This is a genomic window from Serratia sp. CY32780 (assembly GCF_052169135.1).
In the GTDB taxonomy this organism is placed as follows: Bacteria; Pseudomonadota; Gammaproteobacteria; order Enterobacterales; family Enterobacteriaceae; genus Serratia; species Serratia sarumanii.
Genome location: NZ_JBJNLI010000001.1, coordinates 344,388 through 365,976, shown reverse-complemented (window position 1 = coordinate 365,976; position 21,589 = coordinate 344,388). Strand labels below are relative to the sequence as shown.

Below are 21,589 nucleotides of genomic sequence, written 5' to 3'. Positions count from 1 at the left end.
TCATAGTCAAAATGTCTGCCGGTCGCCCTGCGCCATCAGGATGAATTTCACCCCCAGATCGTTGCCCTGTGCCAGCTGTTGCGCAATGGCGGCGCGCGCATCTTCGCCCTGCTTCAGGCTGGGCTTGATGTGGCTGATCACCACCGGCAAACCGTTCAGCGAGCCTTTGCCGCCGCTGTACTGCGTCAGGTTCTTCAGCTCCTTCAGCAGCCAGGCCGGCGTCAAATGGCCGTACAGATGTTTATCCTCCACCCCGTTAGGGTAAGAGGTTTCGATAATCATGCCCTTGAGCTTCTTCTGCTCGACAAGCGGCCCCAGCGCGCGCCAGACGGTATCGAGATCGCGCGACTGCTCCACCTTATCCGGCCCGGTATCGCCGAAGTAGGCGAAGAACTCGCTGCCGTTGGAAATCAGCAGCATCGACGACGGATAGCGATCGTGGCTGAGCGGGTACATCACGCCGGTCAATCCGGTCAGGCCGAGGGTAAACCGCTGCTGCGGCCGCACCGTTTGCAGCCGATAGGTGCCCAGCCGCGAGCCGTTGCCGGCGTCGGTAAAGTTCGGCCACGCCTTCCAGTTGAAGTAGTGATTACGCAGGGTCAGTACGGTGTCCGCCTGGGCGTAAACGGTTTTTTTATTGTCCTCGGGTGAGCCGAGGATCAGCCCCGCCACGTGGTCCAGGTGGCCGTGGCTGATAAAGTAGCTGCCGATCAACTGCCGGAACACATAGCCCTGCGGCGTGTAAGGCGCGGCCAGCTCGGGCGTCACCTGCGGGAAGCTGCCCTTCTCCAGCCCTTTGGCGATGCCCGGCAGCAGCGAACCGGCGTCCAGCGCCACATACCGCGGCTGATTGTCGCTGCGGATCAGGTAGGAGGTCAGATTGCCGTCGCTGACGCCGCCGTCGACGCCGAGCGCCACCACGTCAAAGCCGGCGATCGCCAGCGCCGAATAGCCGCTCAGGCACAGGGCCAGCACCTTTTTCATCATTGCGTCGCTCCTTGCAGTTGCCTCAAGACTCTCCCCGTTTTGCCGCCTCGAACGCCGCCAGCGTCTCCAGCCGGGCTTGCTTATGATCGACGATCGGCAGCGGGTAGTTCAGCGTGCATCGCTGCTTTTCCGACCAGCGATGGGGATGATGGATGTCATTGTCGGGCACATCCGCCAGTTCCGGCAACCATTTACGGATAAAAGTGCCTTGTGGATCAAAACGTTCACCCTGAGTCGTCGGGTTGAAGATGCGGAAATACGGCGCGGCGTCGGTGCCGGTGGATGCCGCCCACTGCCAGCCGCCGTTGTTGGCCGCCAGATCCCCATCCAGCAGTTGCGACATGAAATAGCGCTCCCCGGCACGCCAGTCGATCAACAGATCCTTCACCAGAAAACTGGCGCTGATCATGCGCAGCCGGTTGTGCATCCAGCCGGTGGCGTTCAGCTGGCGCATGGCGGCATCGACGATCGGATAGCCAGTCTCGCCCCGCTGCCAGGCGTGCAGCTTCGCCGCGTCATCGCACCAGCGCACCTTGTCCGTCCAGGCAATAAACGGCCGATGGCGGCACAGATCGGGATAGGCCACCAGCAGATGGCGATAGAACTCACGCCAAATCAGCTCGTTGAGCCAGGCGAAGGCACCGCTTTCGCGATCTTCCAGCAGCTGCGGGCATTCGGCGCGCAGGCGATTGAAGCACTGGCGCGGCGACAGTACTCCGATCGCCAGATAGGGCGACAGGCTACTGGTGCCGGCGAGGGCGGGCAGATCGCGCTGCCGGAGGTAATCCTGTACCTGCTCGCGGCAAAAGGCGCGCAGCCGCTGCAACGCGGCCTCTTCGCCGGCGGGATAGCCATCCCCAGTCTCCGCCGTGGGGTAATCGAACGCCGCCGGCGCCTCAGGCGCAGGCAACGCGCCACCGGCGCGAGTCTTCGGCGCCGGCAGGCAACTCACGTCGGACTCGGTCAGGCGCTGAAGAAAGGCGTTGCGAAACGGCGTATAAACCTTGTACATCTCGCCGCCGCCGGTGAGCACGCTGCCCGGCGGCAACAGCAGGCTGTCATCGAAACCGTGGCACCTCACCCGGCCGCTCAACCGCTGCTCCAGCCGCGCATCGCGCCGCCGTTCGTTCAGTTCGTACTGGCGATTGTAAAACAGCGCATCCACCTGCTCTCGCTCGCAATAGTCCGCCAGCCAGTCGATCGACGCGGCAAAGTCCGCACAGGAATGGCAATGCAGCGCAATGCCCTTGTGCGCCAGCGCCTGCTGCACCGCCTGCAGGCTGGCGTGGATCAGCGCCGCCTGCCGCGGCGCCATCTCATGTTGCCGCCACTGCTGCGGTGTGGCGATAAACACCGCCAGCACCCGGGCTTCGGGATCGCTGCAGGCGGCGTGCAGGGCTTTGTTGTCGGTGATACGCAGATCGTTACGCAACCAGACCAGATGCGTGGTCATAAAACTCCTTGTCAATCAATGGCCGTAACGCAAACGCAGCGCCTCCGGATAAGGTTCGAAATAGCGTTGTTCCGCCAGATAGCGATCGGGGTATTCCGCCATGTAATGCTTGAGCAGCGCGATCGGCGCCAGCAGCGGCTGCATGCCCTGCCGGTAGCGGTCGATCAGGTGCGCCAGCTCCTGGCGCTGCGCCGTACTGAGCTGACGGCGGAAATAGCCCTGCACGTGCATCAACACATTGGTGTGGTTGCGGCGCGTTGCCTTGTGCGCCAATAGCGCCATCAGGCGGCTGCGGTATTCAACGGCGAAGGCCTCCAGAGAGTCCCAGCGGTGAATATCGGCGACGAAGCGCCCCAGCTCGCGATACGCCGGCTGCGAATGCGCCAGCAGCGACAGCTTGTAGCGGCTGTGAAACGCGATCAGCCCGCCGCGGGTCAGCCCCTGGCGCCACAGCATGTTCAACTCGTACAGCGCGTACACCCGCTCGATAAAGTTTTCCCGCAGTGCCGCATCCTGCAAACGTCCGTCTTCTTCCACCGGTAGCCACGGCATCTGGCGCAGCAGTTCGGCGGTAAACAGCCCGACGCCGTTTTTACGCGAGTCCTTGCCGTTTTCGCTGTAGACCCGCACCCGCTCCAGGCCGCAGCTCGGCGACTTGGCGCAGACGATATAGCCGCACAGATGCTGCAAGGCCGCCACGCGCTGCGCGGAGAAGCCGCGCATTTCCTCGGTCAGATCCACGCCGGCGTCGTTGCTGTAGCGCATCGCCGGCCACGGCTGCGCCTGCTTCACCAAGCGCAGCGCCGGGCGTGGCGTAGGCAGGCCGATCGCCATTTCCGGGCAAACGGGCTCAAAGCGCACATAGGGCGCCAACTGTTCCACCGCAAAGGCCAGCCGTTTGTGGCCGCCGTCGAAACGCACCGCGTCGCCCAGTAAACAGGCGCTGATGCCGATAGGGATCTTGTCGCTCATACCGCTCTCCCGTGTTGTTGACCGATGAGGAAAGTGTAGAAGAATGGCTTGCCGAATACGACCTTGCGCTTGATAGGGCCGGCTATAGGCATAAAAAAACCCTCGCCGCAGGGCGAGGGTTTTCGTGAATCGGCAGTGGCTCAGTAGAAATCGCAGGACGCCAGTTCCGCCTGCTGCAGCCAGACCGGCTTATCGCTGGTTTTTGACCAGACGCGGTGCAGGTAGCTGTAAAAACGCCCGCGATCGCTGCGGAACAGCATCACCGGCAGGGCCAAAATGCCCGCGATAACCACTGCGCTGCGGCGCAGGAGAATCCGATGCAGTGAATAAGCGTGATAGGTCGTAGACATGCGAACCTCCTAAAAACGCCTGCCGTTGATTTGTCAGGGAAAACGGCGTCGGCGTATCAAATGAACAATCGGTAATTTGGTAACTGGACAAAATTTTAGCGCACTTGATGAAAGTTTACTACTCATCCGACCACTAAATCGCACAAAAAATCGCTAATCTCCGCCGCGATTCGTAATTTTGTTACACCCAGGTTAATTTTTAACTAAACATGGGTTACATTGTGGTTATTATCTGGTTCATTATTTCCCGCTTACGCCCGTTCTCATTCCCCCATCAAGCCCCCTTTCGCCACCGGCCTGATGATTGAAATGCTAAATTTTCGCTGAAATTTCAGCCATTTTTATACTTTTTTTACACCCGCCCGCGCGATTTTTTCATCTTCTTTCTACCCCTCTCCCTACACTGCCTCTATCAAAAACAACACCTCTGGAGGTGTCCCGTGAGTTTCAGCGTTATTGGTGGTGCGCTGTTGGTTCTGCTGCTGTTGGCCTATCTGGTCTACGCCCTGTTTAACGCGGAGGATTTCTGATGGCGGCTTCAGCCTTTTTACTGATCGCCAGCTTCCTGCTGGTGCTTCTGCTGCTGGCCCGGCCGCTGGGCGGCTTTATGGCGCGCCTGATCGAAGGTGAACCGCTGCCTGCGCTGCGCGGGGTAGAAGCCGGCGTCTGGCGCGCCTGCGGCATCCGCGCCACCGAGATGAACTGGTGGCAGTACGCGCTGGCGATCCTGGCGTTCAACCTGCTCGGCCTGGCGCTGCTGTTCGCCCTGCTGATGACGCAGGGCTCGCTGCCGCTCAACCCGCAAGGCTTCCCGGGCCTCTCCTGGGATCTGGCGCTCAACACCGCCGTCAGCTTCGTCACCAACACCAACTGGCAGGCCTACAGCGGCGAAAGCGCCCTCAGCTATTTCAGCCAGATGGCCGGGCTGGCGGTGCAGAACTTCGTCTCCGCCTCTACCGGCATCGCCGTGGCCTTTGCGCTGATCCGCGCCTTTACCCGCCGCGCCGGCAATACCGTCGGCAACGCCTGGGCCGATCTGTTTCGCATCACGCTGTATGTGCTGCTGCCGATCGCGCTGCTGATCGCCCTGTTTTTCGTCAGCCAGGGCACGCTGCAAAACTTCCTGCCTTACCTGCACGTCACCACGCTCGAAGGCGCGCAGCAGACGCTGCCGATGGGGCCGGTGGCCTCGCAGGAAGCGATCAAGATGCTCGGCACCAACGGCGGCGGCTTCTTCGGCGCCAACTCGGCGCACCCGTTCGAGAACCCAACCGTGCTGACCAACTTCGTGCAGATGCTGGCCATCTTCCTGATCCCCTGCGCGCTGTGCTTCTCCTTCGGCCAGTTGGCCGGTGAAAACCGCCAGGGCCATACGCTGATCTGGGCGATGGCGCTGATCTTCGTGGCGGCGGTGGTGGCGGTGATGGTCGCCGAGCTGGCAGGCAACCCGCACCTGAGCGCGCTGGGCGCCGACAGCAACATCAATATGGAAGGCAAAGAGTCGCGCTTCGGCATTCTCGCCACCAGCCTGTTCTCGGTAGTCACCACCGCCGCGTCCTGCGGGGCGGTTAACGCCATGCACGACTCCTTCACCGCGCTGGGCGGCATGGTGCCGATGTGGCTGATGCAGATCGGCGAAGTGGTGTTCGGCGGCGTCGGCTCCGGCCTGTACGGCATGCTGCTGTTCGTGCTGCTGACGGTGTTTATCGCCGGTCTGATGATCGGCCGCACCCCGGAATATCTGGGCAAGAAGATCGACGTTTACGACATGAAGATGACCGCGCTGGCGATCCTGGTCACGCCGACGCTGGTGTTGCTGGGCAGCGCGCTGGCCATCGGCACCGACGCGGGCCGCGCCGGCATCCTCAACCCGGGCGCCCACGGCTTCAGCGAAGTGCTGTATGCCCTGTCCTCCGCCGCCAACAACAACGGCAGCGCCTTCGCCGGGTTGAGCGTCAATACGCCGTTCTACAACCTGCTGCTGGCCTTCGCCATGTTCGTCGGCCGCTTCGGGGTGATCCTGCCGGTGCTGGCGATCGCCGGCTCGCTGAGCGCCAAGCAGCGCCAGCCGGCGGGCAACGGCACCCTGCCGACCTATGGGCCGCTGTTTATCGGCCTGCTGATCGGCACCGTGCTGCTGGTGGGCGCGCTGACCTTCGTGCCGGCGCTGGCGCTGGGCCCGGTGGCCGAGCATTTGCAGCTTTGGTTGGCAAACTAATCGACGTCACAGAGAGAGAATAAGAGATGACTCGCAAACAACGCGCGCTGTTTGAACCGGCTCTGGTGCGCACCGCGCTGATCGATGCGGTGAAAAAACTGGCCCCTCGCGTTCAATGGCGCAACCCGGTGATGTTCGTGGTGTATATCGGCAGCATTCTGACCACCGCCATCTGGCTGGCGATCCTCACCGGCCAAACCGACGGCGCCGCCGCCTTCACCGGCAGCGTCGCCCTGTGGCTGTGGTTCACCGTGCTGTTCGCCAACTTCGCCGAGGCGCTGGCCGAAGGGCGCAGCAAGGCCCAGGCGGAAAGCCTGAAGGGCACCAAGAAAACCAGCTGGGCGAAAAAGCTGGCCGGCCCGCGCCGCGACGGCGCCACGGAGAAAGTGGCCGCCGAGAGCCTGCGCAAAGGCGATATCGTGCTGGTGGAAGCCGGCGATACCATCCCGTGCGACGGCGAAGTGCTGGAAGGCGGCGCCTCGGTGGATGAAAGCGCCATCACCGGCGAATCCGCGCCGGTGATCCGCGAATCCGGCGGCGACTTCTCCTCGGTCACCGGCGGCACCCGCGTGCTGTCCGACTGGCTGGTGGTGCAGTGCAGCGTCAACCCGGGGGAAACCTTCCTCGATCGCATGATCGCCATGGTGGAAGGCGCCAAACGCCGCAAAACGCCGAACGAGATCGCGCTGACCATCCTGCTGGTGGCGCTGACCATCGTGTTCGTCCTGGCCACCGCCACCCTGTTCCCGTTCTCGCAATACAGCGTGGAAGCGGCCGGCAGCGGCAGCGTGGTCACCATCACCGTGCTGGTCGCGCTGCTGGTCTGCCTGATCCCCACCACCATCGGTGGCCTGCTGTCCGCCATCGGCGTGGCCGGGATGAGCCGCATGCTCGGCGCCAACGTGATCGCCACCAGCGGCCGCGCGGTGGAAGCCGCCGGCGACGTGGACGTGCTGCTGCTGGATAAAACCGGCACCATCACGCTGGGCAACCGCCAGGCTTCGGAGTTCCTGCCGGCGCCGGGCGTGAAAGAGCAAGAGCTGGCGGACGCCGCGCAGCTGGCCTCGCTGGCGGACGAAACGCCGGAAGGCCGCAGTATCGTGGTGCTGGCCAAACAGCGCTTCAACCTGCGTGAACGCGATCTGCAGGCGCTGAACGCCACCTTCGTGCCCTTCTCCGCCCAGACCCGCATGAGCGGCGTCAACGTGCAGGAACGCATGATCCGCAAAGGCGCGGTGGACGCCATTCGCCGCCACGTCGAAACCAATCAGGGCCACTTCCCGCGGGCGGTGGACGATCTGGTGGAAAGCGTGGCGCGCACCGGCGGCACGCCGCTGGTGGTGGCGGAAGGCGCCCGGGTGCTGGGCGTGGTGGCGCTGAAGGATATCGTCAAGGGCGGCATCAAGGAACGCTTCAATGAGCTGCGCAAGATGGGCATCAAAACGGTGATGATCACCGGCGATAACCCGCTGACCGCGGCGGCGATCGCCGCCGAAGCCGGGGTGGACGATTTCCTGTCGGAAGCCACGCCGGAAGCCAAGCTGGCGCTGATCCGCCAGTATCAGGGAGAAGGCCGTTTGGTGGCGATGACCGGCGACGGCACCAACGACGCCCCGGCGCTGGCGCAGGCCGATGTGGCGGTGGCGATGAACTCCGGCACCCAGGCCGCCAAAGAGGCGGGCAACATGGTCGATCTGGATTCCAACCCGACCAAGCTGATCGAAGTGGTGCACATCGGCAAACAGATGCTGATGACGCGCGGCTCGCTGACCACCTTCAGCATCGCCAACGACGTGGCCAAATACTTCGCCATCATTCCGGCGGCGTTCGCGGCCACCTACCCGCAGCTGAACGCGCTGAACGTGATGCACCTGCACTCCCCCGCCTCCGCCATCATGTCGGCGGTGATCTTCAACGCCCTGGTGATCGTGTTCCTGATCCCGCTGGCGCTGAAAGGGGTGAGCTATAAACCGATGAGCGCCGCGGCCCTGCTGCGCCGCAACCTGTGGCTGTACGGGGTCGGCGGTCTGCTGGTGCCGTTCGTCGGCATCAAATTGATCGACCTGATCCTGGTCGCGCTGCACGTCGCCGGTTAACCATTGAGGGAAATGAACATGACTTATTTACGACCTGCGCTGGTGATGCTGATTTTGCTGACGCTGATCACCGGCATCGCCTATCCGCTGCTGACCACCGGGCTGGCGCAGCTGCTGTTTCCGGCCGCGGCCAACGGCTCGCTGCTGTACCAAGGCGACAAGGCGGTCGGCTCCGCGCTGATCGGCCAGAACTTTACGCGCGCCGACTATTTCTGGGGCCGCCCGTCGGCCACCGGCGATTCGGCCTATAATCCACAGGCCTCCGCCGGCAGCAACCTGGCGGCCACCAACCCGGCGCTGGATAAGGCTATCGCCGAACGCGCAGCGCAGCTGCGCCAGGCCAACCCGGCAATGAGCGGCCCGATCCCGGTCGATCTGCTGACCGCCTCCGGCAGCGGGTTGGATCCGCAGATCTCGATCGCCGCCGCGCAATATCAGCTGGCGCGGGTCGCGGCGGCGCGTCATCTGCCGCCGGAACAGGTCGCCAAACTGATCGACGACAATACCGATCGGGCCACGCCCAACTTCATGGGGGAATCGGTGGTCAACGTGCTGAAGCTGAACCTGGCGCTGGATGCGTTGAAGTAACGCGCCGTATTCAGCATAGTGATAGGGTTCGGCATGCCGAACCCCTTTTTGCTTGGTAACACAAGGAATTGTCATGGTCGAAGAAGAGCAGCAGCGCCCCGATCCCGATAGCCTGCTGGCGCTGGCCAATGAAAAACCGCGCGGCCGGTTGAAGGTATTCTTCGGCGCCTGCGCCGGCGTGGGCAAAACCTACGCCATGCTGCAGGAGGCCCAGCGTTTGCGCGCTCAGGGGCTGGACGTGCTGGTCGGCGTGGTGGAAACCCACGGCCGCAGCGAGACCGCCGCCCTGCTCGACGGCCTGTCGCTGCTGCCGCAAAAACGCATCCAGCATCGCGGCCGGCTGGTGCATGAATTCGATCTCGACGCCGCGCTGGCGCGCCACCCGGCGCTGGTGCTGATGGACGAACTGGCGCACAGCAACGCCCAGGGTTCGCGCCACCCCAAACGCTGGCAGGATGTGGAAGAGCTGCTGGACGCCGGCATCGACGTGCTGACTACCGTCAACGTGCAACATCTGGAAAGCCTGAACGACGTCGTGGGCGGCGTGACCGGCGTGCGGGTGCGCGAAACGGTGCCCGACCACGTGTTTGACGAAGCCGCCGAAGTGGTGCTGGTCGATCTGCCGCCGGACGATCTGCGCCGGCGGCTGCACGAAGGCAAAGTGTATATTCCCGGTCAGGCCGAGCGCGCCATCGAGCACTTCTTTCGCAAAGGCAACCTGATCGCCCTGCGCGAGCTGGCGCTGCGCCGCACCGCCGATCGGGTCGATGATCAGATGCGCGAGTTTCGCGATACCCAGGGGCGCGAGAAAGTGTGGCACACCCGCGACAGCATTCTGCTGTGCGTCGGCCACAACAGCGGCAACGAAAAGCTGGTGCGCATCGCCGCCCGGCTGGCGGCGCGGCTCGGCTGCCACTGGCATGCGGTCTATGTGGAAACCCCCAAGCTGCACCGGCTGCCGGAAAACCAGCGCCGCGCCATTCTGCGCGCGCTGCGGCTGGCGCAGGAGCTGGGGGCAGAAACCGCCACCCTGGCCGATCCGTCCGAAGAGCGCGCGGTGCTGCGCTACGCCCGCGAGCATAACCTCGGCAAAATCATCATCGGCCGCCGCAGCGAACAGCGCTGGAAGCTGCGCGGCAGCTTCGCCGATCGCCTCGGCCGGCTGGGCCCGGATCTCGATCTGGTGATCGTGGCGCTGGAGAACGACGCCGCGCTGCCGCCGCCGGGCAAGGAGCACGACGGCCGCAGCTTCAATGAGAAATGGCGCATGCAACTGCGCGGCTGCGCGGTGGCGGTGGCGCTGTGCGCGCTGATCACCCTGCTCTCGCAGTGGCTGCTGCCGGGCTTCGATCAGGCCAACCTGGTGATGATCTATCTGCTCGGCGTGGCGATCGTCGCGCTGTTCTTCGGCCGCTGGCCGTCGGTGCTGGCGGCGGTGATCAACGTCGCCAGCTTCGATCTGTTCTTCGTCCAGCCCGAATGGTCGTTCGCCGTCAGCGATATGCAGTATCTGCTGACCTTCGGCGTAATGCTCGCCGTCGGCATCATCATCGGCAACCTGACCGCCGGGGTGCGTTATCAGGCCCGGGTGGCGCGCTACCGCGAGCAGCGGGCGCGTCACCTGTACGAAATGTCGCGCGGGCTGAGCCGCGCGCTGACCGTGGCCGACATCGCCAACACCAGCCGTCATTTCCTCTCCAGCAGTTTCCAGGCGAAAACCGTGCTGCTGCTGCCGCAGGAAGACGGCCGCCTGCAACAGATGGTCGGCGAGGAAGGCGGGCTGCTGTCGGTTGATGAAGCCATCGCGCGCTGGAGCTTCGACAAAGGCCTGCCGGCAGGTGCCGGCACCGACACCCTGCCCGGCGTGCCTTACCAGCTGCTGCCGCTCAATACCCCCAAGCAGACCTTCGGCCTGCTGGCGATCGAGCCCAACAACCTGCGCCAGCTGATGGTGCCGGAACAGCAGCGGCTGCTGCAGACCTTCGCGGTGCTGATCGCCAGCGCACTGGAGCGGCTGCACCTGGCGCGCAGCGCCGAAGAAGCCAAGCTGGACGCCGAGCGCGAACAGCTGCGCAACTCGCTGCTGGCGGCGCTGTCGCACGATCTGCGCACGCCGCTGACCGTGCTGTTCGGCCAGGCGGAAATCCTCACGCTGGACCTGGCGGCCGAAGGCTCCAATCACGCCACCCAGGCCAGCCAGATCCGCCAGCAGGTGCTGAGCACCACCCGGCTGGTGAACAACCTGCTGGATATGGCGCGCATCCAGTCCGGCGGTTTCAGCCTGCGCAAAGAGTGGCAGTCGCTGGAAGAGATCGTCGGCGCCTCGCTGCACATGCTGGAGCCGCTGCTCAGCCAGCATCCGATCGTGGTCGAGCTGCCGCCGGAACAGATCCTGGTCAACTGCGACGGCAGCCTGCTGGAACGGGTGTTCACCAACCTGTTGGAAAACGCCAATAAATACGCCGGCGCCGAGGCCACCATCGGCATTCGCGCGCGCACGCTGCCCGAGTGGCTGGAAGTCGAGGTCTGGGATAACGGCCCCGGCATCCCCGCCGATCAGCTGCAGCTGATTTTCGACAAGTTTTCACGCGGCAATAAAGAGTCGGCGATCCCCGGCGTCGGCTTGGGGTTAGCGATTTGCCGTGCCATTATTGAAGTGCATAATGGCCGCATCTGGGCGGAAAACGGCGCCAACGGCGGCGCCAGCTTCCGCTTCGTGCTGCCGCTGGAAAAACCGCCCGAGATCGACGGTGACGCCTTCGATCTGTAATCAACGCAGGGGAAACGTGAGCATAACGCCAACCAACATTCTGATTGTTGAAGATGAAAAAGAGATCCGCCGCTTCGTGCGCACCGCGCTGGAGAGCGAAGGCCTGCGGGTGTTTGAAAGTGAAACGCTGCAGCGCGGGCTGATTGAAGCCGGCACGCGCAAACCGGATCTGATCATCCTTGATTTGGGGTTGCCGGATGGCGACGGGCTGAGTTACATCCGCGATCTGCGGCAGTGGAGCGCCATTCCGGTGATCGTGCTGTCGGCACGCAACGCCGAGGAGGACAAGATCGCCGCACTGGACGCCGGCGCCGACGACTACCTCAGCAAGCCGTTCGGCATCGGCGAGCTGCTGGCGCGGGTGCGGGTCGCGCTGCGCCGCCACTCCGCCAGCCAGCAGGAAAGCCCGCTGGTGAGTTTTTCAGCGATCACCGTCGATCTGGTGAATCGCCGGGTGCTGCGCAACGACGAAGATCTGCATCTGACGCCGATCGAGTTTCGCCTGTTGGCGGAGCTGCTGGCCAACGCCGGCAAAGTGATCACCCAACGCCAACTGTTGAGCCACGTCTGGGGGCCGAACTACGTGGAGCACAGCCACTATCTGCGCATCTACATGGGCCACCTGCGGCAGAAGCTCGAAGCCGATCCGGCCCGGCCCAAACACCTGCTGACCGAAACCGGCGTCGGCTACCGCTTCATGCCTTAACCCCGGCGGGCGCGGTGTGCCGCGCCTTTACGCCGCCGGGCCTTTCTTCAATCCGACCATAAATTCCTTAAACGCATCGCGCAGCGGAGCGAACACCGGGTGTTTACGGTTTTCGATCATCACTTCGGAGAACAGCTTCAACCCCACGGCGAAGGCCGCGCTCTGCTCGGGGCCGAAGTTCAGATCGTCACGCGCCCGGATGCGCTCGACGATCTCGAGAATATCGTCATGGTTGGTCACTTCAAAACTCAGCGGCGCTTTCTCGACGGGATTGCCCTGGCGATCGCTCAGGGCTTCAACGGTAATAGTAAAACGGTGGCCGGGCATCAGTTCTTCTCCTGCTGCGTGGGTTGAATATGCATTTCGCTTTCGATCGCCGCCACGGCGGTCAGCAACGCGGCGTTGATGCGCTCCACCTGCTGCGGCGTAAGATCGGCGCGCATCACGTTGCCGCGCAGCAGGCTGCGCAGGCGGTTCATGGCGTCGTAGATGCCTTCCGCCAGGTTGCCGTGCCGATGATGCTCGCGGCCGGCGCCCGCCAGGCGCGCTAGAATGACGTCAACCGCCTGTTGATGCTTTTGCAGCTCGCCCTCGCCCGCCGCGGTGATGCGGTAGCTTTTGCGGCCGTTGCCGGTGGTGAGCGGCTCAAGGAAATCCTGCTCTTCCAGCAGCGTCAGCGTGGGGTAAATCACCCCCGGGCTCGGCACGTACAGGCCGGAAGAGGCTTCCTCGATCGCCTTGATCAGCTCATAGCCGTGGCTGGGCTTGCGCGCCACCAGCGCCAGCAACACCAGGCGCAGATCGCCGTGTTCGAACAGACGATGACGCCCGCCCCGGCCGCCGCGCCCACCCCGGCCGTGCTCTTCGCCGTCGCCGCCGAAATGATGGCGCCCGCCGCGATGACGGCGGCCCTCTTCACATTTATGATGGTGATGGTGATGCCGGTGTAAACCTAATCGATGAAACATAGGGTGGTACCTCGCTTTAACAGTGAACATCAATACGAGGTTGTTTAGATATATCTAAACAGCGTCGATAACGCTAATCTAGATCGATATATCTAAATGCGCAAGCGCGCACCGATAAAAAGATATATCTAAATTTCAGGCATAAAAAAAGCGCTGTAAAAACAGCGCTTTTTATCAATCAGGGAAAGTGATTACTTGGCGGAAGCCAGCACTTCGCTGACGATTTCGACCGCTTCATGCTCAATCTTCTCGCGGTGTTCCGCGCCGAGGAAGCTCTCGCAATAGATCTTGTAAGCCTCTTCGGTACCGGAAGGACGGGCCGCGAACCAGCCGTTGTCGGTCATCACTTTCAGCCCGCCGATCGAGGCGCCGTTACCCGGCGCCGCGGTCAAACGTGCGGTGATCGGATCCCCGCCCAGCGTACTGGCCTTGACCATCTCCGGCGACAGCTTGGACAACGCCGCTTTCTGCGCATGGGTTGCCGGCGCCTGGATGCGGTTATAGCTCGGCGCACCGAAACGCTTGGCCAGATCGTCATAGTGATGCTGCGGGTTCTCACCGGTTACCGCGGTGATTTCAGCCGCCAGCAGGCACATGATGATGCCGTCTTTGTCCGTCGACCACGGCTGGCCGTTGAAGCGCAGGAACGAAGCCCCGGCGCTCTCTTCGCCGCCGAAGCCCAGGCTGCCGTCGAACAGGCCGTCCACAAACCATTTGAAACCGACCGGCACTTCCGCCAGCTTGCGGCCCAGGTCGGCCACCACGCGGTCGATCATCGCGCTGGACACCAGCGTTTTACCGACTGCGACATCGGCGCCCCACTGCGGGCGATGTTGGAACAGGTAGTTGATGGCTACCGCCAGATAGTGGTTCGGGTTCATCAGGCCTTTCGGCGTGACAATGCCGTGGCGGTCGTAATCCGGATCGTTGGCGAACGCCAGATCGAATTTGTCGCGCAGCGCCAGCAGGCCGGCCATCGCCGACTCGGACGAGCAGTCCATGCGGATGATGCCGTCGTGATCCAGGTGCATAAAGCGGAAGGTCTGATCGATGGAATCGTTCACCAGCGTCAGATCCAGCTTGTAGTGTTCCGCCACGCGCTGCCAATAGGCGATGCCGGAGCCGCCGAGCGGATCCACGCCCAGCTTCAGGCCGGCGCGTTGAATGGCCGGCATGTCGACCACCTCAACCAGGCCTTCAACATAAGGCTGCACCAGGTCTTTGGCGTGCAGGTGGCCACTGTTCCAGGCCTTGTCCAGCGACTGGCGCTGAACGCCTTTCAGCTGCTGCGCCAGCAGTTCGTTGGCGCGCTTCTCGATCACCGACGTCAGGTTGGTGTCAGCCGGGCCGCCGTTCGGCGGATTGTATTTGATGCCGCCGTCTTCCGGCGGGTTGTGGGACGGCGTAATGACGATGCCGTCGGCCTGCGCGCCGCCGCGGCGGTTGTGGCACAGAATGGCGTGCGATACCGCCGGCGTTGGCGTGAAACCGTTATTTTCCTGCACGATCACATCGACGCCGTTGGCGGTCAGCACTTCCAGCACGGAAATGAAGGCCGGCTCAGACAGCGCATGGGTATCTTTGCCCACGTAGCACGGGCCGGTGGTGCCCTGCTGATGACGAACTTCGGCGATCGCCTGAGCGATGGCGAGGATGTGCGCTTCGTTGAAGCTGTGGCGCTGCGCGCTGCCGCGGTGGCCGGAGGTGCCAAACTTCACCGCGTGTGCGGCATTGCCGGCTTCAGGTTGCAGCACATAGTACTGCGACGTCAGCTGGGCTACGTTGATCAGATCGCTTTGGCGGGCGGGCTGCCCGGCACGTGGATTATTCGCCATCGACATATCTCCCTCATCCCTGTCGGTGACCGGGCAATACGTCGCGCACGGCCAGCATGACGGGCTGTTCGCTAAATTAGACGGTACCGCAAACTTTCTCGATCAGTTCCGCCGGGAACTGCATCGCCTGCATGATGTGTTCGATCATGCTGCGTTTGCGGCCGGTATTGGTATTGGTGATCACCCAGTAAGGGGTGCCCGGTACATGCTTCGGCTTGGTATGCGTGCCGTTGGCCAGCAGGGTCTGCTGATCGCCGGCGAAATAGGTGCGGGTACGGCCGGTCAACGCCTCTGTGGCGGCGGCGAAACCGGCGGCATCGAGGGTGTACAGCGTGGACAGCACCAGCATGAAACGGTTGACCGCTTTGTTCTGCTCGGCGTATTCATCCGATAACAGCAGCTCACGCATGGCGCGCACGCGATCGCGCGGACGCTGCGCCGGCGCCGCTTTTTCCAGCTCGACGGACTGCGGGGCACTGGCGGCAGGCAACGCGCGCACCGGCTGCCCGGCGGTGAATTTCAACATGCGGCGTAAAATATCGGACGCGCTTTCACCGATGTGTTGCGTGTGGCTGGCAATATAACGGTAAAGCTCTTCGTCGACTTCAATAGTTTTCATCTTTATCCAATACTGTTTTTTCTACTTAGAACCTGAAGCCAGATCCTGCATTCAAGCCATGGGATTATAAGGTTAAAAGCGCTGGGGCGAACACAACAATGTGCCTCCGGACGGCAAATGCAGACTAATACCTATAGCCGGCACTGCCAAGCCCGCGCCGCGAAAATTCCGCATGATTCATCGTGCGATTCAATCATGATACCCTAATCTGAATCTCTCTCAGTATGAACTTCGCCATGAAATTACATTATCAACTGCTGGCCGCCGAGTCAGACGCGCTGCCGGTGCTGCTGATCCACGGGCTGTTCGGCAATCTGGACAACCTGGGCGTGCTGGCGCGCGATCTGCATAAACAGCACACGGTGATCAAGGTCGATCTGCGCAATCACGGCCTCTCCCCGCGCGCCGACGACATGAACTATCCCGCCATGGCACAGGATCTGCTGGCGCTGCTCGACGAACTGCAGCTGGAGAAAGCGATCGTCATCGGCCATTCGATGGGCGGCAAAGCGGCGATGGCGCTGACCGCCATCGCGCCCGAGCGTGTCGCCAAGCTGATCGTTATCGACGTCGCGCCGGTGGATTACCAGACCCGCCGTCACGACGAGATCTTCGCCGCGCTGAAGGCCGTCAGCGCCGCCGGCATCACCCAGCGCCAGGCGGCCGCCGAGCTGATGCGCGACTACCTGCAGGAAGAAGGCGTGATCCAGTTCCTGCTGAAGTCCTTCCACAACGGCGAATGGCGCTTCAACCTGCCGGTGCTGATCGCACGCTACGAAGACATCACCGGCTGGCAGGAAGTCCCGGCCTGGCCGCACCCGACCCTGTTCATTCGCGGCGGCCTGTCGCCGTACGTGCAGGACAGTTACCGTGCGGACATCGCCCGCCAGTTCCCGCAGGCCCGCGCGCACGTCGTCGCCGGCACCGGCCATTGGGTCCACGCCGAAAAACCGGAAGCGGTGCTGCGCGCCATCCACCGTTTCCTCGACGAAGCCTGAAAAACACGCTTTCCTGGCGAAAAAACGCGCTAAAGATAACGGCTTAGCGCGTTTAGCCCGCAGTTAGGCATTGTCGCCGCTCCATCTGCTGGGGTAATATGGCGCGCTATAATTTTGCCGCCGCGCCAGCGCGTTCACGAACGCCGGTTCGGGGGTGAATTTGGGTTAGGGTTTATTGGCCCGAAGTGTGTTAACCGATGCCTCCGGAAGCGTGTGAGCGCTTTTTGATGCAAACTCCCTTGCAGTACCGCTACCTATGGCAAAAGAACAAACGGATCGCACGACGCTGGATCTGTTCGCAGATGAACGCCGTCCGGGGCGCCCGAAAACCAACCCGCTCTCCCGCGATGAACAGCTTAGAATCAATAAGCGCAATCAGTTACGGCGCGATAAAGTGCGTGGATTGCGGCGCGTAGAGCTGAAAATCAACGCGGATGCGGTGGACGCCCTGAACAAACTGGCGGAACAGCGCAACATCAGCCGCAGCGAACTCATCGAGCAGATGCTGTTGGCGCAACTGGCGGAAGAACAGCCGGAACATTGATCTCTTCGGCCGCACGCGCGGCGCGGCGTTAAGGACAACGCCGGATCGACCACGCTTTTCTTCATTCTCCGGCATCGCATAAATGCGATAAAACCCCGGCGCCACTTTCTGGCATGATACGCATTTACCGGCTAGAGACTGCGCCTGTCGGCGCCCGCCCCGGAGGCGAAAGGCTCTTGCCATGGCATCATTTTAATCGGCGTCAGCGGCGGCAGTGCCGGCGTCGAGTAATGCAATTACTTGAATTTAAAGGTTATACGCGATATGGCTACTGTAGGCATTTTCTTTGGCAGCGACACTGGCAATACCGAAAACATTGCCAAAATGATCCAGAAAATTCTCCAGAAACAGTTTGGCGACGACGTCTCTGAAGTGCATGACATCGCTAAAAGCAGCAAAGAAGACCTGGAAGGGTTCGATATCCTGCTGCTGGGTATCCCGACCTGGTACTACGGTGAAGCACAGTGTGACTGGGATGATTTCTTCCCGACGCTGGAAGAAGTCGACTTCAACGGCAAACTGGTGGCGCTGTTCGGCTGCGGCGACCAGGAAGACTACGCAGAATATTTCTGTGACGCGATGGGCACCATCCGCGACATCATTGAACCGCGCGGCGCGGCCATCGTGGGCCACTGGCCGACCAAAGGCTACCACTTCGAGGCCTCCAAAGGCCTGGCGGACGACGATCACTTCATCGGTTTGGCGATCGACGAAGACCGCCAGCCGGAGCTGACCAACGAGCGCGTGGACGCCTGGGTCAAACAGATCGTCGAAGAGCTGAGCCTGGCCGATATCGTCGGCTAAGCCCCGGCACTGGCGAAAGGTTGAACAAAGGCCCTGTAAAGTGCATAGTGTGCCCACAGGGCCGTCATCGGCAGCAGGGATTGCTGCGATAGAAGCTACAGATTTGTAACTTCCCACCCCGTCACGGTAGACTGAGATATCGGTTTATCCCATCCATCAAGGCGTTGCATGCAAAACATGCAATAGTGCAATTATATCTTTGTTAACAACCGGCGGTTTCTATTTAGTACAACCGGTTCTATAATGAGACGCATTAACTCTTTGTGCCGACCGATGCCACAGGCGAGTACGCCTCAACTTGATTAGCATAGTAACAGGACTGAATTCGCATGACCGACAACAACATCGCACTGAAGAAGGCCGGCTTAAAAGTCACGCTTCCGCGACTCAAAATCCTGGAAGTACTGCAAAATCCGGAATGCCATCACGTCAGTGCGGAAGATTTGTACAAAAAACTGATTGATATGGGCGAAGAGATCGGGCTGGCAACGGTTTATCGCGTACTGAACCAGTTTGACGATGCGGGCATTGTGACACGTCACAATTTCGAAGGCGGCAAGTCCGTGTTCGAGCTGACCCAACAGCATCACCACGATCACCTGATTTGCCTGGACTGCGGCAAAGTGATTGAATTCAGCGACGAATCCATCGAAGTTCGCCAGCGTGATATCGCCAAGCAGCACGGCATCAAGCTCACCAACCACAGCCTGTACCTGTACGGCCACTGCGAAACCGGTGACTGTCGTGAAGACGAAACGCTGCACGACAAGAAATAAGCCTGACCGGCTATGAAAAACCGCCTCACACCGAGGCGGTTTTTTTATGCCCGCCGTGCAACGGGCAAAAAAATCCCCGGACAAGCCGGGGAAAATCATGTCATGAAATATCACAATTGCAGCGGCACTGCGACTCCACGTACTACTCTCACTTCAACGTCCGCCCCGCGCCGACACGCGCGAAGGCAGACGCATTCCCCCTTCGTTATACGGCCTGCCGCCGGGCAGCAGGCCGTTGCACCGGGCTTAAACCTTCTCGGCGCGGCTGTAGCGTTTACCGTCCGGGCTGACCGAACGCACCTGAACGTCACCGGAAACCGCCGGTTTGGCCTTGGCGTCATAGCGCTGCCACTGCTTGCCGCCGTCGGTGGAATACTCGATGCCCAATCCCGGCAGCGCGATATTCGCCTCCAGCTTGCCGCCCGCTACGCGCGCGCCCGGCACCGGCAGACGGTAAGCGACGCCGCCTTTGTCCAGCTTGGCCAGTTCACGCTGGCCCAGAATATTGGCGAAGCGCAGCCAGTCTTTCTCCAGCGCCTTGGTATCGACAAAGTGGGTTTCCCCGCCTTTGTATTCGCGGCCGGCGCGATAGTCCTGCTCCCAACCGGCGCGGTGCCAGGCGCGTTCCGCCACCGACAGCGCGCGTGGGAAGATCATGTATTCCATCTGCGGATCGGTGCGCTGGGTTTCGCTCCACAGCTGAGCGGACAGCCCGTAGGCACCCGGCCACGGCTTGTCGCTCTTGGCGCTGAAGGGGTTGCCGTCGCGGTCGACCGAGGTTTCCGCGTTCTGCGGCATGTTGTCCGGCGCAAAGCTGAACACCTTGCGCTCGTCGCTGAAGCGGGTGCCCCAGTAGTAACCGCGCTCGTCCGGGTTCACCTCGTAAGGGAAGTCCATATAGACATAGTCCGGGTTGGAAACCACCACTTCATACCCTTTGTTGGCCCAGTCGTTGACGCTATCGAAACCGCCCCAGTACAGGGTATCCCAGAAGTTGACGCCCACGCGCGAGGTGGCGAACGCCTTCGCGCTCTCGGCGTCTTTCAGGCCGTCCTGCCAGGCCTGCATTCTGTCGATGCCGTGCGCCTTCACCAGCTTGCTGACCTCTTGGCCGAAGTAGCTCGGCAGGTGCTCCATGTCGGCCACCTTGCCTTCTTTGATCATCGTCTGGCACACCTGCGACTTGGCCCACGGCTTGTCTTCGTTGCTCTGATCGATGATGCCTTTGCCCGGCTCCGGTTTCGCCTTGTCGGTATAGCCGGCGCCCAGGCGAATGTTTTTCGCTTCGTCGCCGCCGAAGTGCCAGGTCTTGATCGGCTGGCCGGCTTCTTTATGCATCTGGGCGATTTCGCCGATCACCTTGTCGACAAAGCGCTGGGAAGAGTCCAGGCACGGGTTCAGGTAGCTCTGGCGGTTAAAGAACTGCACGGAGGTGGTGTTGGAGGTATCGGTCGGATCCACCAGGCGGAATTCGTTGGCCTCCTGCTCTTTCCCGGCGGCATGCAGCTTTTTATAGCGCGCTTCCATCGAGACCACCGCGGCGCGGGCGTGCGCCGGCATGTCGATCTCCGGGATCACTTCAATCTGGCGCGCCTGGGCGTATTTGATGATGTCGATATAGTCCTGACGGCTGAAGAAGCCCCCGTAGACGTCCGGCCCCTGGCCGTACTGCGGCAGCAGGCAGGTGGTTTCGCTCAGATCGTGGCAGCGCTGGCCGCCGACTTCCGTCAGCTCAGGCAAACCGGGGATCTCGATGCGCCAGCCTTCGTCATCGCTCAGGTGGAAGTGGAATTTGTTGAGCTTGTAGGCCGCCATCTGATCCAGCAGGCGCAGTACCGCGTCCTTCTTATGGAAGTTGCGCGCCACGTCGAGGAAAATGCCGCGATACTCGAAGCGCGGCGCATCGCTGGCGTCCAGCGTGGCGATCTTGCCGCTGCCGTCGCTCGGCACTAACGACAGGATCGACTGCAGCCCGTAGAACACCCCGGCCTGATCGAAACCGATCACTCGCGCCTCTTTCTTGCCGATTTTCAACTCATAGGCGCCTGACACCGCCATCGCGCCTTTAAACTTGCCCGGCTGAATGTCGGTCTTGATCGGATAGCCGTTGGCCTGAACCGGCACGCCCAGCAGCGCAAAGCGCTGGTTGACGGCGTCCGCCGCCGGCTTGACCAGCGTGCTCAGATCCGGTGCCACGCCGTTACGCAGATCGGCGTCCTGCGCGTGTACTTTCACCTGCATCGGCGTCGGCACGATCTGGCCGCGCAGCGCGCCGGCAGGCAGCGTCTGCAGATCGGCATTGCTGACAAAGCGCGAAGCCGGCGTCATCAGAATGTTTTTGTCGTCCTTGGTGCGCTTCCACTGGTCGCCGGTGAACGGCGCCACGAACTGATCCAGATTTTCGGTATCGGTATTCGCCAGCATTTTCGGCTTGGCGTCGCCGGACGTGGCATACCAGCGCGGCAGGAAGTCGTTTCTGAACAGCTGCCAATATTCGGCCACCACTGGAATTTCCACCGCCTTACCGGCCGGGAAACCGCTGAATTTGGCGGTCGGCTCCAGCTTGTACAGATCGCCGGTGAGGTGAGCGATCTTGAACTGGTCGTTGTCCACCCGCAGAGTCTGGCGCGGGCTGTGGAAATAGATGACCCAGTCTTTGCCGTCGATCGCCTGGCCGTCGTTGCTGAGGGTGAACAACACCCGGTTGCAAGAGGCCCAGTCGGCGCCCAGCGCCGCGCAATCCACGCCGTTTTCGCCGGCGCGGTTATCCAGCATTTTCACGTTCAGCTTCAGCTGACTCAGTTGATCCACCAGCTGTTGATCAGCCATGGCGTTTCCCATGCCGCCCAGGAATCCCATCGTTGCCGTCAAAGCGGCTAATGCGCTCAGTTTGAATGCGTTCATG

The 21,589-nt window shown here is 61.9% G+C and carries 19 protein-coding genes; 10 read left to right on the top strand and 9 right to left on the bottom strand.

Annotated elements, in window-relative coordinates; translation table 11 throughout:
• Positions 1-6: 6 nt before the first annotated feature.
• The 4 genes from ACJ8HH_RS01805 to ACJ8HH_RS01790 all read right to left on the bottom strand — a co-directional run bounded on the left by ACJ8HH_RS01805 (position 7) and on the right by ACJ8HH_RS01790 (position 3,762).
• Complete coding sequence (locus ACJ8HH_RS01805) at positions 7-987, bottom strand: MBL fold metallo-hydrolase (protein WP_033647165.1); 981 nt, start codon at positions 985-987, stop codon at positions 7-9.
• A gap of 22 nt (positions 988-1,009) precedes the next feature.
• Positions 1,010-2,440: a deoxyribodipyrimidine photo-lyase gene (gene phrB, locus ACJ8HH_RS01800; protein ID WP_060451850.1), complete on the bottom strand. Its 1,431-nt coding sequence runs from the start codon at positions 2,438-2,440 to the stop codon at positions 1,010-1,012.
• Between the two features lie 15 nt (positions 2,441-2,455).
• Positions 2,456-3,412 (bottom strand): YbgA family protein, encoded by a 957-nt coding sequence (locus ACJ8HH_RS01795; RefSeq protein WP_033647169.1) that lies wholly within the window; start codon positions 3,410-3,412, stop codon positions 2,456-2,458.
• Positions 3,413-3,552: 140 nt separating this feature from the next.
• Positions 3,553-3,762 (bottom strand): YbfA family protein, encoded by a 210-nt coding sequence (locus ACJ8HH_RS01790; RefSeq protein ID WP_004939916.1) that lies wholly within the window; start codon positions 3,760-3,762, stop codon positions 3,553-3,555.
• Between the two features lie 440 nt (positions 3,763-4,202).
• Here ACJ8HH_RS01790 and ACJ8HH_RS01785 point away from each other — a divergent pair, with 440 nt between their 5' ends.
• The 6 genes from ACJ8HH_RS01785 to kdpE all read left to right on the top strand — a co-directional run bounded on the left by ACJ8HH_RS01785 (position 4,203) and on the right by kdpE (position 12,140).
• Positions 4,203-4,292 carry a K(+)-transporting ATPase subunit F gene (locus ACJ8HH_RS01785; protein WP_016928742.1) on the top strand — a complete coding sequence of 30 codons (90 nt, stop codon included), beginning with the start codon at positions 4,203-4,205 and terminating at the stop codon, positions 4,290-4,292.
• Positions 4,292-5,980, top strand: coding sequence for a potassium-transporting ATPase subunit KdpA (gene kdpA, locus ACJ8HH_RS01780; RefSeq protein ID WP_039566930.1), 1,689 nt, complete (start codon positions 4,292-4,294; stop codon positions 5,978-5,980). The genes ACJ8HH_RS01785 and kdpA overlap by 1 nt, the downstream gene beginning before the upstream one ends.
• A 26-nt stretch (positions 5,981-6,006) precedes the next feature.
• Complete coding sequence (gene kdpB, locus ACJ8HH_RS01775; RefSeq protein ID WP_060451851.1) at positions 6,007-8,076, top strand: potassium-transporting ATPase subunit KdpB; 2,070 nt, start codon at positions 6,007-6,009, stop codon at positions 8,074-8,076.
• A gap of 18 nt (positions 8,077-8,094) precedes the next feature.
• Positions 8,095-8,664 (top strand): potassium-transporting ATPase subunit KdpC, encoded by a 570-nt coding sequence (gene kdpC, locus ACJ8HH_RS01770; protein WP_047571678.1) that lies wholly within the window; start codon positions 8,095-8,097, stop codon positions 8,662-8,664.
• Between the two features lie 73 nt (positions 8,665-8,737).
• Complete coding sequence (gene kdpD / locus ACJ8HH_RS01765) at positions 8,738-11,434, top strand: two-component system sensor histidine kinase KdpD (protein ID WP_060451852.1); 2,697 nt, start codon at positions 8,738-8,740, stop codon at positions 11,432-11,434.
• A gap of 16 nt (positions 11,435-11,450) precedes the next feature.
• Positions 11,451-12,140: a two-component system response regulator KdpE gene (kdpE, locus tag ACJ8HH_RS01760; protein WP_033637458.1), complete on the top strand. Its 690-nt coding sequence runs from the start codon at positions 11,451-11,453 to the stop codon at positions 12,138-12,140.
• A 27-nt stretch (positions 12,141-12,167) separates the two neighbouring features.
• Here kdpE and ACJ8HH_RS01755 read toward each other — a convergent pair whose 3' ends face one another.
• From ACJ8HH_RS01755 to seqA, 4 genes are all read right to left on the bottom strand, one after another.
• Entirely contained in the window at positions 12,168-12,467 is a 300-nt protein-coding gene (locus tag ACJ8HH_RS01755) for a DUF3861 domain-containing protein (protein WP_033655173.1), read from the bottom strand.
• Positions 12,467-13,108 carry a PadR family transcriptional regulator gene (locus tag ACJ8HH_RS01750; protein WP_060451853.1) on the bottom strand — a complete coding sequence of 214 codons (642 nt, stop codon included), beginning with the start codon at positions 13,106-13,108 and terminating at the stop codon, positions 12,467-12,469. The genes ACJ8HH_RS01755 and ACJ8HH_RS01750 overlap by 1 nt, the downstream gene beginning before the upstream one ends.
• A gap of 191 nt (positions 13,109-13,299) precedes the next feature.
• Entirely contained in the window at positions 13,300-14,943 is a 1,644-nt protein-coding gene (gene pgm / locus ACJ8HH_RS01745) for a phosphoglucomutase (alpha-D-glucose-1,6-bisphosphate-dependent) (RefSeq protein WP_060445677.1), read from the bottom strand.
• Positions 14,944-15,019: 76 nt separating this feature from the next.
• Positions 15,020-15,562 carry a replication initiation negative regulator SeqA gene (seqA, locus tag ACJ8HH_RS01740; RefSeq protein WP_033637454.1) on the bottom strand — a complete coding sequence of 181 codons (543 nt, stop codon included), beginning with the start codon at positions 15,560-15,562 and terminating at the stop codon, positions 15,020-15,022.
• Positions 15,563-15,786: 224 nt separating this feature from the next.
• Between seqA and ybfF the strand changes: the two genes are divergently transcribed.
• From ybfF to fur, 4 genes are all read left to right on the top strand, one after another.
• Positions 15,787-16,560, top strand: a complete 774-nt coding sequence (gene ybfF, locus ACJ8HH_RS01735; protein ID WP_079656284.1) for an esterase — start codon at positions 15,787-15,789, stop codon at positions 16,558-16,560.
• Between the two features lie 256 nt (positions 16,561-16,816).
• Positions 16,817-17,104 (top strand): LexA regulated protein, encoded by a 288-nt coding sequence (gene ybfE / locus ACJ8HH_RS01730; RefSeq protein ID WP_004939936.1) that lies wholly within the window; start codon positions 16,817-16,819, stop codon positions 17,102-17,104.
• 264 nt (positions 17,105-17,368) lie between these two features.
• Complete coding sequence (gene fldA / locus ACJ8HH_RS01725) at positions 17,369-17,908, top strand: flavodoxin FldA (RefSeq protein ID WP_025301862.1); 540 nt, start codon at positions 17,369-17,371, stop codon at positions 17,906-17,908.
• A 329-nt stretch (positions 17,909-18,237) separates the two neighbouring features.
• Positions 18,238-18,684 (top strand): ferric iron uptake transcriptional regulator, encoded by a 447-nt coding sequence (fur, locus tag ACJ8HH_RS01720; RefSeq protein WP_019454058.1) that lies wholly within the window; start codon positions 18,238-18,240, stop codon positions 18,682-18,684.
• A 246-nt stretch (positions 18,685-18,930) separates the two neighbouring features.
• Here the strand turns inward: fur and ACJ8HH_RS01715 are convergent, their stop codons facing one another.
• The gene (locus tag ACJ8HH_RS01715) at positions 18,931-21,588 is read right to left on the bottom strand and encodes a beta-N-acetylhexosaminidase (RefSeq protein WP_041033874.1); all 2,658 of its coding nucleotides are present in this window, start codon (positions 21,586-21,588) and stop codon (positions 18,931-18,933) included.
• Position 21,589: the final 1 nt, after the last annotated feature.

Excerpts from the sequence above, each read along its gene's own strand:
- ybfF (WP_079656284.1), top strand. The coding sequence starts at position 15,787 with ATGAACTTCGCCATGAAATTACATTATCAACTGCTGGCCGCCGAGTCA.
- fldA (WP_025301862.1), top strand. The coding sequence starts at position 17,369 with ATGGCTACTGTAGGCATTTTCTTTGGCAGCGACACTGGCAATACCGAA.
- ACJ8HH_RS01790 (WP_004939916.1), bottom strand. The coding sequence starts at position 3,762 with ATGTCTACGACCTATCACGCTTATTCACTGCATCGGATTCTCCTGCGC.
- ACJ8HH_RS01755 (WP_033655173.1), bottom strand. The coding sequence starts at position 12,467 with ATGCCCGGCCACCGTTTTACTATTACCGTTGAAGCCCTGAGCGATCGC.
- kdpB (WP_060451851.1), top strand. The coding sequence starts at position 6,007 with ATGACTCGCAAACAACGCGCGCTGTTTGAACCGGCTCTGGTGCGCACC.
- pgm (WP_060445677.1), bottom strand. The coding sequence starts at position 14,943 with ATGGCGAATAATCCACGTGCCGGGCAGCCCGCCCGCCAAAGCGATCTG.
- ybfE (WP_004939936.1), top strand. The coding sequence starts at position 16,817 with ATGGCAAAAGAACAAACGGATCGCACGACGCTGGATCTGTTCGCAGAT.
- kdpA (WP_039566930.1), top strand. The coding sequence starts at position 4,292 with ATGGCGGCTTCAGCCTTTTTACTGATCGCCAGCTTCCTGCTGGTGCTT.
- phrB (WP_060451850.1), bottom strand. The coding sequence starts at position 2,440 with ATGACCACGCATCTGGTCTGGTTGCGTAACGATCTGCGTATCACCGAC.
- seqA (WP_033637454.1), bottom strand. The coding sequence starts at position 15,562 with ATGAAAACTATTGAAGTCGACGAAGAGCTTTACCGTTATATTGCCAGC.
- ACJ8HH_RS01795 (WP_033647169.1), bottom strand. The coding sequence starts at position 3,412 with ATGAGCGACAAGATCCCTATCGGCATCAGCGCCTGTTTACTGGGCGAC.
- ACJ8HH_RS01715 (WP_041033874.1), bottom strand. The coding sequence starts at position 21,588 with ATGAACGCATTCAAACTGAGCGCATTAGCCGCTTTGACGGCAACGATG.
- ACJ8HH_RS01750 (WP_060451853.1), bottom strand. The coding sequence starts at position 13,108 with ATGTTTCATCGATTAGGTTTACACCGGCATCACCATCACCATCATAAA.
- kdpD (WP_060451852.1), top strand. The coding sequence starts at position 8,738 with ATGGTCGAAGAAGAGCAGCAGCGCCCCGATCCCGATAGCCTGCTGGCG.
- kdpC (WP_047571678.1), top strand. The coding sequence starts at position 8,095 with ATGACTTATTTACGACCTGCGCTGGTGATGCTGATTTTGCTGACGCTG.
- ACJ8HH_RS01805 (WP_033647165.1), bottom strand. The coding sequence starts at position 987 with ATGATGAAAAAGGTGCTGGCCCTGTGCCTGAGCGGCTATTCGGCGCTG.
- fur (WP_019454058.1), top strand. The coding sequence starts at position 18,238 with ATGACCGACAACAACATCGCACTGAAGAAGGCCGGCTTAAAAGTCACG.